This window comes from Aeromonas sp. YN13HZO-058 (genome assembly GCF_001921245.1).
Lineage (GTDB): Bacteria > Pseudomonadota > Gammaproteobacteria > Enterobacterales > Aeromonadaceae > Aeromonas > Aeromonas allosaccharophila.
Genome location: NZ_MQSY01000028.1, coordinates 25082 through 42494, shown reverse-complemented (window position 1 = coordinate 42494; position 17413 = coordinate 25082). Strand labels below are relative to the sequence as shown.

The 17413-nt window shown below is 52.4% G+C and carries 17 protein-coding genes and 1 pseudogene; 3 read left to right on the top strand and 15 right to left on the bottom strand.

Annotated features, from left to right (window positions below):
• Positions 1 to 47 precede the first annotated feature (47 nt).
• The 14 genes and pseudogenes from BSP75_RS21985 to flaA all read right to left on the bottom strand — a co-directional run.
• A pseudogene (locus BSP75_RS21985) lies at positions 48 to 185 on the bottom strand (IS1595 family transposase); the annotation flags it as partial.
• A 107-nt stretch (positions 186 to 292) separates the two neighbouring features.
• A complete protein-coding gene (locus BSP75_RS06430) occupies positions 293 to 1408 on the bottom strand; it encodes a class I SAM-dependent methyltransferase (RefSeq protein WP_075112624.1) in 1116 nt (371 codons plus the stop codon).
• Positions 1409 to 1540: 132 nt separating this feature from the next.
• Complete coding sequence (locus BSP75_RS06425; RefSeq protein ID WP_075112623.1) at positions 1541 to 2902, bottom strand: DUF4910 domain-containing protein; 1362 nt, start codon at positions 2900 to 2902, stop codon at positions 1541 to 1543.
• The gene (locus BSP75_RS06420; RefSeq protein ID WP_075112622.1) at positions 2899 to 3303 is read right to left on the bottom strand and encodes a VOC family protein; all 405 of its coding nucleotides are present in this window, start codon (positions 3301 to 3303) and stop codon (positions 2899 to 2901) included. The genes BSP75_RS06425 and BSP75_RS06420 overlap by 4 nt, the downstream gene beginning before the upstream one ends.
• On the bottom strand, positions 3300 to 3995 hold the full coding sequence (locus tag BSP75_RS06415) for an AAC(3) family N-acetyltransferase (RefSeq protein ID WP_148140634.1): 696 nt from the start codon (positions 3993 to 3995) through the stop codon (positions 3300 to 3302). The genes BSP75_RS06420 and BSP75_RS06415 overlap by 4 nt, the downstream gene beginning before the upstream one ends.
• Before the next feature lie 56 nt (positions 3996 to 4051).
• Positions 4052 to 4285 (bottom strand): acyl carrier protein, encoded by a 234-nt coding sequence (locus BSP75_RS06410; RefSeq protein WP_075112620.1) that lies wholly within the window; start codon positions 4283 to 4285, stop codon positions 4052 to 4054.
• Positions 4278 to 5897, bottom strand: a complete 1620-nt coding sequence (locus tag BSP75_RS06405; protein WP_075112619.1) for an HAD-IIIC family phosphatase — start codon at positions 5895 to 5897, stop codon at positions 4278 to 4280. Before BSP75_RS06405 ends, BSP75_RS06410 begins: the two co-directional genes overlap by 8 nt.
• An 85-nt stretch (positions 5898 to 5982) precedes the next feature.
• Positions 5983 to 8067 carry a 6-hydroxymethylpterin diphosphokinase MptE-like protein gene (locus BSP75_RS06400; protein WP_075112618.1) on the bottom strand — a complete coding sequence of 695 codons (2085 nt, stop codon included), beginning with the start codon at positions 8065 to 8067 and terminating at the stop codon, positions 5983 to 5985.
• 6 nt (positions 8068 to 8073) lie between these two features.
• Positions 8074 to 8334 (bottom strand): hypothetical protein, encoded by a 261-nt coding sequence (locus tag BSP75_RS06395; RefSeq protein WP_253186614.1) that lies wholly within the window; start codon positions 8332 to 8334, stop codon positions 8074 to 8076.
• A gap of 44 nt (positions 8335 to 8378) precedes the next feature.
• Positions 8379 to 8801: a flagellar export chaperone FliS gene (gene fliS, locus BSP75_RS06390; RefSeq protein ID WP_075112616.1), complete on the bottom strand. Its 423-nt coding sequence runs from the start codon at positions 8799 to 8801 to the stop codon at positions 8379 to 8381.
• Between the two features lie 25 nt (positions 8802 to 8826).
• A complete protein-coding gene (gene fliD / locus BSP75_RS06385) occupies positions 8827 to 10245 on the bottom strand; it encodes a flagellar filament capping protein FliD (protein ID WP_075112615.1) in 1419 nt (472 codons plus the stop codon).
• Positions 10246 to 10272: 27 nt separating this feature from the next.
• The gene (locus BSP75_RS06380) at positions 10273 to 10713 is read right to left on the bottom strand and encodes a flagellar protein FlaG (protein ID WP_075112614.1); all 441 of its coding nucleotides are present in this window, start codon (positions 10711 to 10713) and stop codon (positions 10273 to 10275) included.
• A gap of 33 nt (positions 10714 to 10746) precedes the next feature.
• A complete protein-coding gene (flaB, locus tag BSP75_RS06375; RefSeq protein ID WP_075112613.1) occupies positions 10747 to 11658 on the bottom strand; it encodes a flagellin B in 912 nt (303 codons plus the stop codon).
• 583 nt (positions 11659 to 12241) lie between these two features.
• Positions 12242 to 13156, bottom strand: coding sequence for a flagellin A (flaA, locus tag BSP75_RS06370; RefSeq protein ID WP_075112612.1), 915 nt, complete (start codon positions 13154 to 13156; stop codon positions 12242 to 12244).
• Between the two features lie 382 nt (positions 13157 to 13538).
• Here flaA and BSP75_RS06365 point away from each other — a divergent pair, with 382 nt between their 5' ends.
• Both BSP75_RS06365 and BSP75_RS06360 read left to right on the top strand, forming a co-directional pair.
• Positions 13539 to 14171 carry a trimeric intracellular cation channel family protein gene (locus tag BSP75_RS06365; protein ID WP_005333975.1) on the top strand — a complete coding sequence of 211 codons (633 nt, stop codon included), beginning with the start codon at positions 13539 to 13541 and terminating at the stop codon, positions 14169 to 14171.
• A 100-nt stretch (positions 14172 to 14271) separates the two neighbouring features.
• On the top strand, positions 14272 to 14664 hold the full coding sequence (locus BSP75_RS06360; protein ID WP_042063739.1) for a hypothetical protein: 393 nt from the start codon (positions 14272 to 14274) through the stop codon (positions 14662 to 14664).
• 74 nt (positions 14665 to 14738) lie between these two features.
• On the opposite strand, the gene thiI is transcribed toward BSP75_RS06360, so the two are convergent.
• Positions 14739 to 16187 carry a tRNA uracil 4-sulfurtransferase ThiI gene (thiI, locus tag BSP75_RS06355; protein ID WP_075112611.1) on the bottom strand — a complete coding sequence of 483 codons (1449 nt, stop codon included), beginning with the start codon at positions 16185 to 16187 and terminating at the stop codon, positions 14739 to 14741.
• 177 nt (positions 16188 to 16364) lie between these two features.
• Between thiI and BSP75_RS06350 the strand changes: the two genes are divergently transcribed.
• Positions 16365 to 17330 (top strand): hypothetical protein, encoded by a 966-nt coding sequence (locus BSP75_RS06350; protein WP_075112610.1) that lies wholly within the window; start codon positions 16365 to 16367, stop codon positions 17328 to 17330.
• The last annotated feature ends 83 nt before the right edge of the window (positions 17331 to 17413 follow it).

The following is a 17413-nucleotide window of genomic DNA, read 5'->3' as shown; positions in this document are numbered from 1 at the left end:
CAGTGCCTCTACCCGACATTCCGCACCTGATCAGGGATTTATTTTGGCTATGCCCCCATTACGTGTTTCATGTGGCGCCCCAGCACCTCATGCAGACAGTCCCTGATATCCACACCCTTCCCGTAACGATCCAGCATCCTGCGCCAACCCAGATAATTCCAGAGGTTATGGGTCACCACGCAATGGATGTCGTTACATCCATGCTCAAAATCACAGGCAACATATTCATACCACATTGCCAACCGCATGTTCAGCTCTCGCACTGACGGTGATGACCTGCTGCCTGATGGCTTTAGGCATAACTAAAAACCTCCACATGGTCATACGTTATGCCACTGAGCTCTATTGAATCAAGTATCTCTTTATAGAAGCTGGATGCAATCACCAAGTTATTGATATGTGCACCATTAAAGTTGCTATAATGGTCAACTTTCAAGTTTACACCTGGAATTGTAAGATTAGACTTATTCCTATCTCCGTCAACAACGATTATTTTTGTATTATTCAGTACATCTCGCTCTATTTCATTCAGAATAATTACCGATGCGGATCCTGCCCCCCACCAAAAAACAGTATCTTTACCTCTAAGAAAGCCATTAACTCTCTCACGATATGATTCATAGCTACTTTTAATCTCCGTAAGATTTTCTATATATTTTATCTTGTCGAACACTAGATGAATTTTGCGATACCGTACGTTTTCATCCTTAGCAAATACAACTCTTAAACTGCCATTTTCAATGCAATAATCTATTATTTTTAAATCATTATCTCGAGACAAAACTTGCATGAAATAAATATTATAATAGAATAAGTGTTGGATGTGAAAACCACCAAAGTTTGGTACCTCAATTACAATCTTCCCTGTCTCATTCAATGTTTCAGACATTAATCTGAAAATTGAGAATGGGTCTTCAAAATGTTCGAACACATGCATAAGATAATAACCATCAATTTTATTCTTAGCATGACTGGCATCAAAATAACCTTTTATGACATTGAGTCCCAATGCCTTCGCACTATCAGCCTGAGGGCCTGGCTCAATTCCCGTCACATTCGAAAAGCCAACATCTCTGAGTTTTTTCAAAAGATACCCTTCCGAACAACCAATTTCTATAATTTCATCATTTATACTAAAATTCTTTCTGATAGTATTAATCATCCCATCATATTTAGTAACGCCAATATTATTTAGCGGGGAAATATATAAATAGTTATCATATATCTCAGTTAGCTCTTCCGAGGATAATTTCTTCGACGCAAAGCCGACTAGGCAATCCTTGCAAGCACTAATCTGCATATCTGCCACTTTCACAGGAAAACTGCCAGAATATGCAGATAGGACTGTTGGCATTTTTCGCTCAAGAAAAATCAATGTGTTATCACTGTGACAATATGGGCACTTCATAATTCTTTCCTTAAAGCATGACCAAGGTAGATAATCCGGCGTTTTTCTGTCATACAAAAAATGTGATATTCGATAAGGAGCTGAGGTATGAACACTATCGTATTTACCAACCCCATACACTCCAAGTAATTATTATTTTGTAAGTGCATTTTCAAGAACGGGGCTATGTCGACGTAGCAACCCCGCGTCAAGAAGTGATCTAGCGAGTGGCACCACCCGCCAGAAAGGCACCTTGATGGTCTCGGCGATCTCGAACAGGGTCAGCTTGCCATCGCTGTAGGCCAGCAGATTCATCATCTCCCTCACCTGCCAACCGGAATAGCGGGTCGACAGATCAGGATAGAGACCCCGTTTGCCCAGCTGGGGCTCTCCCAGTACAGTCACCTCGCAGCGCTCGTCCAGCTCCAGACACTCGATGGCTCGGCGCAGCGCCATGAATCCGCCAGCCAAACCGGCCGGCGTCACCAGCGAGAGATCATCGAGCGAAGTGTGGTATTCGGCATAGCAGCCATATTTGCTGCGCATCAGGGTAGTAACCGGCAGATCGATGCCGGGGGCGCACAGCTGGCGCTCGTTGGAGCCTCGCTCCAGGAAACTGTACGCCTTGTAGCCCGGCGCCAGATGACCCAGCACATGTCGACCGATGCGATCCGACAGCGTGTTGCCCTGGCGGGAAGGGAGGAAGGAGTAACCGCGGTCATCGCCAAGGCAGGTCAGATTGAACCCGGCCAGGGTGCGCTGCTTGAGCTGGTCCAGATGGCGAGAGAGGTAGACGATGGCGCCCAGGGTTTCAGGCACCAGCATCAGCCGGTAGCCGTAACGGCGTGTGGGCAGTGACGCCAGCCAAGCCATCAGGAAGACACCGACACAGGGGCCAGAGAGCTCGTTGTTGGCCATGGAGGGGTGGCAGGTGTAGCTCGACAGCAGGATCTCCTGCTCGCTCTCCCCCGGCAGCACCCAGTCACCATAGGTGAGCGAACCCGGTTCCAGAGAGGCATCGATCACCACCTGATATTCCCCCTCCGGCAGCGCCTCACGCAGCCGATGGGGCAGACAGAAGCCCCAGCGGCGCTTGTAGTAGGAGGTCACATAGGGAATGGCGTCCGGCATGTCGGGCAAGGAGTGCAGATGAGACTGCAGCTCGGCCAGCGAGAGGGTGCTGCGCACCGGCTCCGAGTAACCGACCAGATGCAGGTTGTGCTCCTGGAAGTCCACCACCCTGCGTCCATCTGGCCCCACTATGTAGGCTTCCCGCACGTTCCACTCGTCAGGCACGGTCCAGTCGAAGCACTCGGTGCCGCTGGCCACTTCATGGATCTGCAACTCGGGCAGGCAATGCTCGCGCCACAGGGCCAGCGACTGTCGAACCCCGTCCCCGGTCAGGCTACGGTTGAGCGGAAACAACAGGGTGAGCAGCCGATGCAGCTGCTCACCGATCTGTGCCTGGTCGTCCCAGTCGGTGGGCAGATAGCCACTCTTGGGTGAAAAACTCATGGGGTGGGTGCCTCGATCAATTCAACTATATGGCCAAGGGGGCTCAGGAAAAACTGGACATGGGCGCCGCCAAACGCGATGGCAGGCTGGCTGAGCCCGAGGGGAAGATGACGCTGGGCCCGCAGTTTTTCAGCAGCTATTGCCAGGTCTGCCACCTCATAGGCTAGGTGATTGAGTAGGTTATGACGGGTACGTAGCGCCTGACTGACGGGGCTCTCTTCACTGGCCGGGGCAATCAGTTCATAGCAAATACCCGCATCATCATAGGCAAAACAGATATGCACCCGCTGCAACGGATCGAGCACCGGCTCGCTAAAGCGGGAAAGCCCGAGGGTCTCGCGGCAATAACGTACGCCAAGATCCAGTTCGGCCACCACCAGTCCAATATGGTGTAGTTTCATCTCCCCTCCCTGATAAGCGCATTGGGATGGACTGCGATCAGCTCTTTTGCCACCGCGGCAAAGTCAGCACAACGAACCGCCCAAACCGGTAACCGGCCAAATAACCCATGGTGCCATTTGTTCTGACTTTTAAGGGCTTCAACCAGACGGGAGAGATCTATCTCGCTGGCCAGATCGAGTCTTCGCACAAAGTAGTCACAATGCCAGGAGCACACCATTCCAAGCTCGCGGACATCCCCCTCAAAGCGTTTCATAAAGCGATAATCGACACCTAGTTGCTGCTCGACATAATGAGTGAAGGTAATGCGATCGGGATGACAGGCAAAACCGGTAATCCAGCCATCGTGGGCCGCCAACCAGGCGAAGGGGCTCTCTTCACCAAAGCAGTCATGACCCCCTGCTGCAACCACCTCGTCGCGCCCCGCTCCCCATACCGCAACGCTAAAGATAGGATCGCGGGTCCGCGCCACCCCTGGCAGAGTGCGAAACTGCTCCGTCATCAACCCGACTTCACTGGGGGATGTCGCCCTGTCGAAACAGATCTGGCGAGTCAGGCTATACGTGAATGTCGGCACCAGCAAAGTACCCTCTTTCCCCAGCCACTCCTGCATCCCGAGCCAAAAAGCATGCATGCCGGCTTCATTGCCCCGCCCTGGAAACTGGGCCACCGCCATGGCGTCAGAGTGAACCATGATAGCGCTTCCACGTGCGATCCCGAGGGCGCCAAGAACATGAGAGAGAGCTTCAATCACAGCGCAAGACCACGCAGCAACAGCGCATCACGAACATCCTGAAGCTGTTTCATAGTCGCCAACTCTTCGGGCTCGAAGCGTACCGAGAACGTCTGCTCAACCAGCAACAGAAAATTGAAATGACCGAGCGAATCCCATTCCGGAAAGGCCCCAAGTCCCAGCTGATAGTTGCCTCGCGAGATGATGGCAGAAGGGAACTGCTGTTCTAACAGAGTGAAGAGATCAGTCATGGTGATAAAACTCCAAAAAAGGCAAATTCAGCTGTTCGAGCGCCAGACTATGGTAATGCTCATGGGAAAAACGGGCAGGATCCGGATTATCACAGGGGGTTAACAACAGGGATGCCAACCATGTCAGCGCAGGTTCATTACGTTCACAACGGTTCGAGCCAATAACCAGACGCTCGATCCCCGCCTCGCGCAATGCAGCCGAGACACGAGCCAGCAACCAATATTCGAGTCCTCTGGACAACACTCTGCAACTCAGAGCCAGCGCATCGAGCAACGCCAGCTTGGGCGTGATTTTAATGATCAGCACCAAGCCAACCAAACCATGATCGGCAAAGCGATCCTGCAACGACACTAGCCAACACCAGCCAGACTGCGCCAGCCGTTTGAGCTCGCTTGCCTCATATCGCTGACAGGAGAGGTTAAACTGGTTGGTTTTATGGGTGATCTGCTCGGCACGATCAAGGTTATCCATCGCCAGCGGCTGTATCGCTGCACGCAGCGACAAGGAGGCGAGAAAATGCTGTTCACTGCCGGCCTTGCTACGTAACCGGGCGGCATCTGCCAATGCCAGATAGGAGGCCTGACGAAGAGTGTCATCACCACTGAAGGTGCGTGAAAACCCTCCATAAGTGAGCAAGGTTGTAGGCCATGCCCAAATATCTGCTGGTGGTTCAATGACATCGACTTGTGGCAGGGCATGTCGAACTTCGGCCCTTTCTAGGGGGGAGTCATCCCAGAAGACCAAGGCCTCAAGCCCCAGATTGAGGCTGGCGGCAATATTTCGTAAACCTTGAGATTTAGAGCCCCAACCAATGGCAGACGCTGCAATCTGCCGCTTTTTGAGTCTCATGGAGCCATGCTGCTCAAACACCAGCCAAACATCTGCCGGATCGTTTTTAGAGCATAATGCCAATAACACGCCGCGCTGATACCAGTAGAGCACCACATCCTGAAACGACTGATAGAGTTTACCGAGACCGTCCTGACCAAGGTAAAGGCCAGTCAGCCCCTCTTCACCCACGACCCCCCCCCACAGGGTATTGTCACAGTCGAGCACCAACACCTTGCGTATCGGCGCCTGATCAAGCATCCAACGCGCGGCAATCCAATCGGCAAGGCTAGTCAAGCCGTGCATCGAGAGAGGACAAGAAAGAAGATAACGATTACGCTCGTCCACACAATGGGATCGTCCCTGCTCAGAGAGCCAGCGACCTAGCCCCAAATCCCGAATGTGGTGACGTGCAAGCGCTCGGGTAAAGCAGGCATCCAGCTGCATCATCCAGGGATGGAGAGCACCACTCACCCCGCCCCCTTGCAGTGAGCAGGCGCCGAGATAAAGATGAGGAGTCCCCAGCAGTGGTGAGAGCAATGCTTCCAACCAAGTATCAATGGTCTCGGACAATTCGGGATCATCCAGAGTGTACCAATGCTGGCATTCGCTGTCGGTCAGCAGTTGCTCCCAAAACCAGAGCACCAGATGTCCGTCACAATCGGCCATCGGCTGCCATTGACCTTGAGGACAAAATTGCAACCGCGCACATCGACCCAAAGGAGTCCACGCCACATTACCGGGCATGAGAAATGCGGTGGATGCCAGGGAAAGGGTGGCCATATATGCACCTGAAGGGATTAAATACTTCGATATCATACTGTTAGGATATGGAGATGAACAGCGTCATCCCCATCCGATTCAAGAACTAGCGCTTGAACACATCCAGGCCGGTAAAGTAGGTGGTGTCATGACCATCAAAAGCATCGGCATACATCACTTTGCTATCCTCGAAGAATAACTCCAGAATTGCCTGCGCCTCTTTTATCTTGCCCGCCAGCACCTCGGGTTCTGCTGTCACCTGCGCCATCATCAGGCTGATGATATTGGCGTAGAAATAGTTTATTGAACCGATCAATACCCGATAGAGATGGGATTCGCGGCTCATCAACAGATAAAGCAGATAGTCGTGATGGCGTTGCATCATGGCCAGCACCGCGTTGTGCTCACAGGCAACCTGGCGCCAGTCATCACGCAACTTGTCCACCAGCTCAACAAACAGCGGCACCTGCAACGCAGCGGCAAAATCAAAACTGGCCATGTCAAAAGGCTGGAAACAAGTGGCCATCACTTCATCCATGAGTGCGATCTTGTCGAGTTCCGGCCATTCGGGTTGCAGCGACTCAACACGGCGAGGGATCGCCCCTTCGATATAAGCGCCGTCACTACTATTGACGCATTGCATCTCGGGATAATCGCACAATACGCGCGCCATATTATGAATGGCCAGTCCGAATAGATGGTTGATACGCACTTCGTCGCCAAAGTTACCCGGTGCCGGGAAAGTATCCTTTAAATTTTCCTGGTATTTCGCCTCTTGCTTATCATTGTAATAGAGACTCAGGCTGGAATGATGCTGCCCGGCTGTTTTATAGCCATTGTCGATACCAAACAGATATACCTGCTTGAAACCAAGCAAAGCAGCATAATTGAGGCCGGTATTGCCGACGAAGGGATTGGAAAATTCAATGGTATCGTACTCGAATGCCTGACCAAACGCGCTGATCAACATGGAAAACATCGGCTCGTTGGGCTTGAATGCTAATCCTGTTTTACGAAAGAAGAGCTTACATTCAGGATGAATGACATCAACGCTCAGGAACACCGCATCCTTGATAAAGTCATCGGCGTTGAGGATGCTCAGAAAATCTGCAGAACTTTTGGTGCGCTCCACTGCAACGTAGATATCCGGTTTTACGCCAGCTTTGTAGAGCGCACTGACCGCCGTACCACACGCGATGATGATGGCCTGCTGCTGATGCTGCCGGATGAACTCGATGCTCTGATCCAGTGAAGGACCATTGCCAACCACAAAGACCGGCACCTGTTCGAAAGCACTGGTATCACGCCACCGTTTGAGGAAGGGGGTGCCATCTTGCAGATGGGTGTGGCTATGAGCAAGCGCATAGATGTTGTCATCAAAGAATCCCCATCCAGTCTTGAGCAGATAAAACTCCCTTTCGACCTGTTCGATCAAAGCATGTAGTTTTGGCGAATGATAATGACAGAAAGAAAAATAACTAGCTGACCAGAATGCTCCTTTACGATGGAGAGCTTCCATCATATCAGCAACCAGCAATTGCTCATCAACACCGATAAATAGGTGCAAACTGATCGACTCAGCCTCCATATAGGCGAGCAACTGATGCCAGTCAAAGCAGAAGAGTGACGCATAAAACATGTCAAGATCAGGCTCGAAAGCAAACAGATTTTTGATCTTGCACTGTTCATAGAGGCAACCGAGCTGGTAACCCAAGCCAATACCATACATCAATGCCAACGGAATATCGGTATGTAAGGCCGAATTGAGATGCAACCCTTCCAAGGCTGACTTCTCTTTTAATTTGGATATTTCATTGTTGTATTTGATATGGATCTGACCATCAATATACCACTGGGGCACAAAGTCGATACATTGCAAGACACTCTGTTCAATGACCTCGGCAATCTGCTCCTGTACCTCGTGGCATGGATCCTCCCCATAAAGCGAGAGACCATCATCGAGCCACAGAATATTGGGAACACCATTTTCATTACAGAAGAAGCGAAAAGGCCTGGCAGACTGGTACTCCTTGAAACAGTCATGAATGGCAGGCATGTACTTGGCAAAAGCGGCCATGTTCAGATCATAACGGACGGGAAGCACCTCTAGCATGGCCGCTTCCTGCTGCTTTTGCAGTGCCAGTCGAGCCAGCTCATTTTCTAAATCAGTTATTTTGTGATGAATATCCATATCAGACTAACCTGCATTCAGCTTGTACAGACCCGATGCGCGACCGGCCTGGGAAAATTCTCGTAATTGTGCTTCAGCTTGCAGCTTTTCCTGACTTACCCAGTCATGAAGAACCTGAAATTGCAACAGTAACTGCTGCTGTTCCACATTGAGAGTCTCTCCACGCTGAAACGGCTCGAATACTTCTTCAATTGACTGCAGATAATGTTCTGCCAGCCGCTCGGCTTCTGCAAGCGCGCCCTGCTCCAGCAGGGCTTGCAACTGCACACCTTGGATTATCACGGTTGACAGTGAAGAGCCGCCGCGCTCACTCATTCCGGTCTACCCACTTTTTGCTGCGCTAACGCCTTGTCACGCTCCTCGACAGGAATAGCATCCCAGCCACTCTTGACTGTAAGCATAAGACTAATCACTTCATCAATGGCGCTCACATCCATGTCACGGCTAGCATCCATCATACGTACCTTCATATAGTCATAAAGCGCGAACAGATCCTCGGGTACCTTGCCATACGACAGGTCCAATGAATCTTGAAGGCCGTTGATAATGGCCAGTGTTTTGGAGATAGACTGGGATTTTCCCTCGAAATCACGGCGCTCAATAGCGCCACGGGCCTGTGCGAGACGCTCGAGACATCCTTGCATCAGTAACTGGATCACGCGATAGGGATCCGCTACTGCCAACTCGGACTGCAGACTCTGAGTGGTATAAGCCTTGATATTTTTCCGATACATACGAGACACCGCTCCTGACTACAAATTAACTGGTTTTGGTGTTGGTATTAAGCAAACTGAGATAAGAAGCAGACTTGTTCATTTTTGCCAGCAGAGTATCCAGACTGCCGTAGCGAGCTCTCAGTGTCTCTTCATACTTGGTAAGCTGGGCCGCTACATCCGATTGTTTGCGGTTTACGTCACGCAAATCCGAATTGAGGGTATCCTCCCGCTTGGCAAGCAGCCCCCCTGTCTTGGAATAGGTCTCAAGCTGATTGGCCAGCTTGCCAGCCACCCCGTCCTTGCCGCCAAATACAGCCACTACTTGGTCGAAGTTCTTCTCGACCGCTTCGTCAAATTTCGTCGAGTCAAGGGAGAGCACTCCCTTGTTGTCCATCTTGACCCCCAACTGAAAGATGGTCGAAAAGGTCGAAGAGTTGTTCGAAGGCTCGGTGACTGTGCCACTCATCAGACTAGTCACAGCCTTGGTCGTTGCATCCCCCGCCAGGGCTCCACCATCATTCTGGCTGACGCCGGCCACGATAGAGCTGCGTTTGCCCAGATCGTTGCTCTTCTTCACCAGAGCGTTATAGCCATCGATGAAGCCCTGCACCATGGTCTTGATGCCAGCCTTGTCTGTAGTCACATCCACTCTGTTTGGCTTGTAAGTGGTCGTCACGGTACCATCAGCCGGGTTCGTGGTAGTTGTGCTCTCCGACTCTTTCAACACCGTAATCTTGAGACCCACAATGGTGCCATCGAAGGTATTGGTCGCACTGGTCAATTTATTGCCATCTACGCTTATCTCGGCATCACGGGCTTGTTGCTTCTGGGTCAGCTTGGAGATGAAATTGTCAGTCAGCTCAGGTGTGCTGCCGGTTATCTGCAGATCCTTACCGGTTCCGCTGACACCAGAGTCAATAACAAGGGCCGCCTTGCCATCGGAGGTATTCATGATATTGACACTAAGACCAAAGTTGTCACTATCATTGTTGATGCGCTTGCGAATGGACTGGAGTGAATCTCCCACTTTAACATCCACATCAAAGGTTTTGTCACCTGCCTTGAGTGTCAGGGTGCCATCTTGAGTAATCATGGGCGTGGTCGAAGAGGCAAAACTACCTTCAAATTTACTGGTTTTCGCCAATTTTTCGACACTGATATCATATTGCCCGTTTGAAGAACCACTCTTACTCTCTACCTTGAGAACCGGATTATCTTTATCCTGGGTGATGTTTATCGAACGTTTGTTAAACGCATCATCCTTTGACATCGCCTGTAGAGTGGTGACAAAAGTCGCGATCGCAGACTTCAGCTGTCCCACCCCAGAGAGAGTGATCTGGGCATTGGTCTTTTTGGTGGTAATTGGCTGCAACAGCTGCGCCTTCTTGGCGTCAACGCTTGCTGCGATGACAGACTCCAAGTCCAGTCCAGAACCCGCACCAGCAGACGTAATTGTGGCCATTCTCACTCTCCTCGTAACACTTACGTATTAAATCTCTTTATCAAGCAATAATCCGACTCGCGAACCACCGCCGATAACATCCCCTTCACGCAAATCCTTGATCCGTTTGCTGATAGCCAACAACTCCTCGCTCGGGATCTGACGGATCATCGACTGGGTATCGGCATCCATCACCTTAATAACGACCTGTTCGAGCTCTTTTTCAACACTGAAATTGACCGTCCATCCCTTCAACTTACTGAACTCCTGCAAGTTTTGGACCTCTTTTTCAATGTCCCGCTCGGACATGTTCTGCTTGCTGACGTTTTCTTGTTTCAGCTCCTCCTGCTGTTTTTCCACATCCTGTGTCGTCACCCGCTGCTCTTCCGCCATGCCAGATAGCACTTGAGCGGCCGATTGGCCGCTCTTGCTACTTGACTGAAGAGAAGAAGGAGTGACCGATGAGGGGATTCCAATGTCATTGGCCATATCGTCGCTCCTTGTCTATCCCATCACTACCCGTTAACCCAACAGGGACAGAGCAGATTGCGGTCTTTGGTTGGCTTGCGCCAGGATACTTGATGCCGCCTGCTGCAGGATGTTCTGTTTGGTCAGGTTGGCGGTTTCAGTCGCAAAGTCTGCATCACGAATACGAGAACGGGCGGCGCTCAGGTTTTCAGAGACGTTGGACTGGTTGCGAATGGTCGAATCAAACCGGTTCTGCACCGCACCCAGTTCGGCACGCTTGCTGTCAACCGCCTTGATCATAAAGTCAAGGTTGGCCATGGCCAGCTGTGCTGTACTCGCAGCCTTAATGCTCTTGACATCAGCAACGGCAACCGGGGTTCCTGCTGGTGTAACTTTATACTTGTCAACACCAGTCGCAGCGCTAGATGCGACTGTCGCACTACCTTTGGTTGCCTTTGCAATACCGGCAAGATTAAAGGACGTTGTCATTTTGAAGGTAATCGTCTGGCCGGCATCGGCGCCAACCTGGAACGTCCCCTTATAAGAACCATCCAGCAATTTTTGACCACCAAAAGTGGTATCACCGGATATACGATCTATTTCTGTAGTCAGCTGATCATATTCCTGCTGCAAAGCGACACGATCATCCGTATTGTTGGAACCGTTCGCCGATTGCTGAGCCAAAGTGCGCATCCGTTGCAACATGGAGGTCACTTCATCCATCGCCCCTTCAGCAGTTTGTGCCACAGAAATACCATCGTTGGCGTTACGGTTACCTTGATCCAGACCATTGACTTGCGAGGTCAAACGGTTGGATATCTGCAAGCCGGCAGCATCGTCCTTGGCGGTGTTGATACGAAGACCTGATGCCAATCTGGTATAGGAGGTATCCAGAGACTTGTTGGTATTCATCAAGTTACGCTGAGCGTTCAATGATGAAATGTTGGTGTTGATATACATGGCCATAAAATATTCTCCCGAAGAACATGCGACTGCAGGTTGCGTCGTCAAAACAGCACGACGTCCCACCGTTTGAAGAACAGGTTGAACATGCCTGTCTCTTCAGGCGGGTGTCTGTTTGAACGAACAGGTCACCCGCAGTAGTGCAAACGTTGGATTCCGAACACCCCTCGATTGCTTCACTTTATTTAACGGCAGCGCAGAGACAAGCTTTAGGAAAATTGTTGCCTGATGCGGCAAGTTTTCTCCGGTAGGCGGCAATAGGACAAAGGCGGAACGACGCAGCCAAACGCCAACATCAGACGATGCTTGATTTTGCGGGATGGACTGCATTGGCACGGTTCATGCTTTGTACTGACAGAGTGACGTCAATTTGGCGGCACAATAAAAAGAGGCCGGTAAACCGGCCTAAAGATGAGCATATGCTCAGGAGAATATGACCAAGTGTGACAGAACTGAACAGCTGGACAACACTTGGCATTACTAATAGAGAATGATATCTCTCCCGATAGAACAGAGTGCGAACCGAACACCCCTTTGTTCCATCTCTTGACCAGGGCGGCCTGAACAACCGCCCTGTTTTCTTTTGTTAACCTTGCAGCAGAGAGAGGGCTGACTGAGGACGCTGGTTGGCCTGACCCAAGATGGTAGAAGCCGCCTGTTGCAAAATGTTCTGCTTGGTCAGGTTGGCGGTTTCAGTTGCAAAATCAGCATCACGGATACGTGAGCGTGCTGCACTGACGTTTTCAGATACGTTAGCTTGGTTGCGAATGGTCGAATCGAAGCGGTTCTGCACAGCACCCAATTCGGCTCGTTTGCTATCGACAACCTTAATCATGAAATCCAGATTCGCCATTGCCAGCTGTGCTGTACTAGCAGCTGTAATTGTACTGACATCAGCTATATCTACCTTTGCTGAATTTGGCGTTACTTTATACTTATCAACACCAGCTGCAGCACTGGATGCTACTGTCGCGCTACCTTTAGTAGCCTGCGCAATACCACTCAGAGTAAACGCTGTCGTCATTTTGAAAGTAATTGTCTGCCCAGCATCCGCGCCTACTTGGAAAGTACCAAAATAACCGCCATTTAATAAATTCTGACCACCAAAAGTAGTATCTTTTGCAACTCGGTCAATCTCTGTAGTCAACTGAGTATACTCTTGCTGCAGCGCAGTACGGTCATCAGTGTTATTGGAACCGTTGGCGGATTGCTGTGCTAGGGTACGCATCCGTTGCAACATCGAGGTAATTTCGTCCATCGCACCTTCAGCTGTCTGAGCAACAGAGATACCATCGTTGGCGTTGCGGTTACCCTGATCTAACCCATTGATCTGGGAGGTCAAACGGTTGGAAATTTGCAGACCTGCTGCATCATCTTTTGCACTGTTAATACGCAGGCCCGACGCCAAACGAGTATAGGATGTATCCAATGCTTTGGTCGTATTCATCAGATTACGCTGAGCGTTGAGTGATGAAACGTTAGTGTTAATGTAAAGACTCATGATTCTTCTCCTAAGCTATTAAATTTACTCTTCTATTTGCTCAGGCTTTATTATTTTCTGTGCCCGATGCGTCTTATTTAACGGCTCGTTTTTGGATGTCTTTAGCATTTTTTTCAACGCTTCATCGCATTAACGCCGCTTACCTTATATATCGGCGGGTCGGGGGGAAACTTAAGGAAAAAATCGGGCCAAAACAGACGACAGGAGTCACCTCCCGAATCCCGCGAACGACGTGGCAAGCGGGCACACTCGAGACTCACCCGGTCCATGCAGTGAGAAAAAGTTCGTCTCGACTCGCAATTTTATCGAGCACAGTTGGCGATTGGGCTCGCCAGCCCCTAAAATCGCGGCCCCATCAACAATTTGGCGTGAGTTGTTCTCCATGCAGACACTGGTTGAGCAGATTGTTTACATCAGCGACATGTTTGGTACTGCGGTATTCGCGTTTTCAGGGGTATTGGTGGCTGGCCGGCTCAGAATGGACGGGTTTGGCGTCATGGTTTTGGCGGCAGTGACCGCCATCGGCGGCGGCACCATCCGTGACATGATCCTGGGCGCTACCCCCGTGTTCTGGGTGCGCGATCCCCTCTATATCTGGGTCGTCATCGCGACGGCGCTGATCGGTATGTGGATGGTCAAGCTGCCCCGCCGGATGCCCTGGTATGTGCTGCCGGTGGCGGATGCCTTCGGGCTGGCCCTCTTTACCGTGATCGGTGCCCAGAAGGCCCTCAACTTCGGTACCCCGGGGCTGATCGCCGTGATCATGGGCACCATGACCGGCGTAGCCGGCGGCATGATCCGCGATGTACTGGCGCGAGAAGTGCCCATGGTGCTGCAAAAAGAGATCTATGCCACCGCCTGTATCCTCGGCGGCATTCTCTATACCCTGGCGCTGGAGGCGAACATGGACAGGGTAACGGCCATGCTCATCTGCATGACGGCCGTATTTGGCCTGCGGGTCGCCGCCATCTACTGGCATCTGTCGCTGCCAACCTTCTCGCTGCAACGCAATTGAGAGCAGGCCCACAGCGCCATCATGTCGCTGCGGGCCTTGCGTTGAACCAAATAGGCTTTTCTGTTGTCATAGTAGCAGTCGTTGTTAGCCGGAACTTCTCATGCGCAAAATCGGTATGCTTACCACACTCCTCCTGGCGAACGTGACGGCAGCCCACGCCGAAGCTCAAGTAGTGTTTGGTCGACTGGCCTCGGCGCCGGTGCAGCAGTTCAACCAGCAGATACGTCAAGCCAGTGATCAACAACAACGCTGGGTCAATGACTACCGTGAGGTGGCACTGCGCTTTGTGGGGCATGGCGACACCCCCAGTCGCATTCATGCCCAGCAGCTGGATAATGATCTGGTGCTCTCGGTGGCCCTCGATGGCAGCAAGAGTGACATGATCTACATCCTGACTCTCTATCGCAGCGACAACCTGTGGCAGATGCGGGAGGCGGAAATGGGCTGGCGTTGCCAGGGGCAAGACTCCTTCACCCCGGTCCCCTGCCCCTGATGGTCATCACTGACCCCGTGCAATAAAAAATCCGGCACATTGGCCGGATTTTTTATGGGCAGAGTAAACCACGCTTACGGGCGGTACACCTTGACGTTGTCAAAGCCCTTCTCTTTCAGATAGAGCGCCTGCAGCTTGCTCATCACGCCGCGATCGCAGTAGAGCAGATAGGTCTTCTCCTTGGGCAGATCGCCAAAGGCGGTGGCCAGCTTGAAGAAGGGGATATGCAGCACTTCACGATCTTCCACCACCAGCGGCTTCTCGTCACGCTCATCAGCAGAGCGGATATCCAGGATCACCTCGTCAGCGCCCAGCACCTGAGTCGTTTCCACCTCTTGCACTTCAGCGGCGGTCTCTTCACCGATACGGCGGATATCGAGATAACGGGCCTCGGAGACCACCTTGTCCAGAATGGAGAAGTCGAAGTTGGCCTCTTCCGCTTCAATGCGGGAGAGCTCGGCCTTCACGGTCGGCTTCTTGGAGATGACGCCGCAATACTCCGGCATGGTCTCGGCAAACTCCAGGGTACCGATGCGGCGGGCTTCGCTGATGATATCCGGCTTGTCCCAGGTGATAAGCGGACGCAGGATCACCTTGTCGGTCACCCGGTCGATCACGTTCAGGTTGGTGAGCGTCTGGCTGGAGACCTGGCCCACGCACTCGCCGGTGACCAGCGCCGGGATCTGGAAGTAGTCGGCAACCTGACCGGCTGCACGCATCATCATCCGCTTGAGCACCACGCCCATCTGGCCGTTGTCGACCTTCTCGAGGATTTCGGCGACCACGGGTTCAAAGTCGATAGCAGTGAAACGCACCTTGTGGGAGGCGCCAAACTTGTTCCACAGGTAATAGGCAACCTGCTTCACCCCAATCTCGTGGGCCGCACCACCCAGATTGAAGAAGCAGTAGTGAACGCGGCAACCGCGCTTGATGAACTGGTAGGAGGCAACACCAGAGTCGAAACCACCGGAGAGCAGGCTCAGCACATCTTCCTGGGTGGCCATCGGGAAGCCGCCCATGCCGTGGTGTACCGCACTGATGATGTAGAGTTCGTCATTTTCCACTTCCAGATTGATCTGGATGTCCGGTTTTTTCAGACGCACACCGGCGGTTTCACAATGCTGATTGAGGCCACCGCCCACATAGCGCTCCAGCTCCAGCGAGCTGAAATCATGTTTGCCGACGCGACGGGCTCGCACGCAGAAGGTCTTGCCTTTCAGGCGCTCACCCCAGACTGCGCGGGTCTGCTCGAAGATATCGTGCAGGTCGGTAAAGTTGCTCAGTTGCACTTCGAGGAAGTACTGAATGCCCGGGATACAGGCCAGGGTCTCGAGATACTGGGCGTGGAACTGATCGTTACGGGAGCTCACTACCAGCTTGTCCCAATCCATCCGTACGCGGGCATCTTCGTCGAAGCGGCGCAACACGTTGCGGATGTTGCCCTGCAACATCTTGGTGAAGCGCTGGCGAACTGATTTGCTCTTGATGGTGATTTCCGGGAACAGCTTGATAATGAACTTCATGGTTTTGACTCGGGTGGCCTTGATTTAAGGGCGCGAATTATATCAGAACTTTGTGGCCAGCGCCTACTGGATGAGCGTTTGCTCACATTCCCCCACGCAATATTTGCCGCACCGCGCCAATCTTGCGTATATTCCCCACCCTGCGCCTCGCCAGATTTTTGACAACAGACCGATCCGATGAAGACCTATATCTACTACCCCGGCATGGAGGTACGCGACGAGCTCTGGCTCAAATTTGCCCTGCTCTATCTGGAGCGGCTCGCCTTCGTCTTCACCGTCAGTGAAAAAAGTGGCCTAACCACCCTGCTCGATACCCTGCAGCAGCAGACCGATCTGCTGGCCGAGCGGCCCGATGCCGCCTTCTTTGCCGCCATCACCCCGCAACTGGAGAGCCAGATCAGCGGCCTGGTGGCCCCCGATTTCGTACGCCACAAGGTGTTTGGCAACAAGGAGCTGATTGGTCGCTGGCGCCAGGGCGCCAACCACGACTGCTTCTGCCCGGAGCAGGCCGGACTGGAGCGGCTGCACGGCTTTTGCCTGACCCACGGCTTTGCGACCCGGGATGAGGGGGGGATCAGAATGGCACGGCGCTTTGCCAACCTGCTCTCCATGCGTCTCGCCCGTGAGTGGGCACTCGCCAATGACGGGGCGCTCATTACCGATCACGACTATCTCGACCGCCTGCTCCACCTGCTCGAATCCCGCTACCACAACCGGGGCGGGCAGGATTGCTTCCACCTCGAAATCCCGTTGCAAGTGCCCACTCACCTGGCCGAGATTCCGTTTGCAGAGCTGATTGCCCTGCGCGGGCGCAGCGGCTTTCGCCAACAGCTGGCCGAATTTCATCAGGCCCTCGACAGCCTGCTCGCCATGCTGGGCAGCGGCTATGCCGACCCGGCGGCCCTGACTCGCTTTGAGCAGGCTCAGCAAGGGCTCAATCAGCTGCTGGGGCCCGAGACCCTCAGCATGCCACTCACTACCCTGGTCAGCACCAGCCTGCCCGCCGTGGCGATGCTCCACCAGCTAAAGGCGAGCCACCCCGAAAGCAACCTCATCTTCCATCCCATCAAGAAGAGCCACTTTCACCAGCGCAAGAGCCAGCACTTCTTCACCCGGCTCGGTCATCTGCGCCAGCCTGGCTGAATCGGCGGAATGAAAAAGGGGTTGGCATCTGCCAACCCCTCTCGTTATCTGCGGCCTACCAATCATCACCACGGTGATTGGCC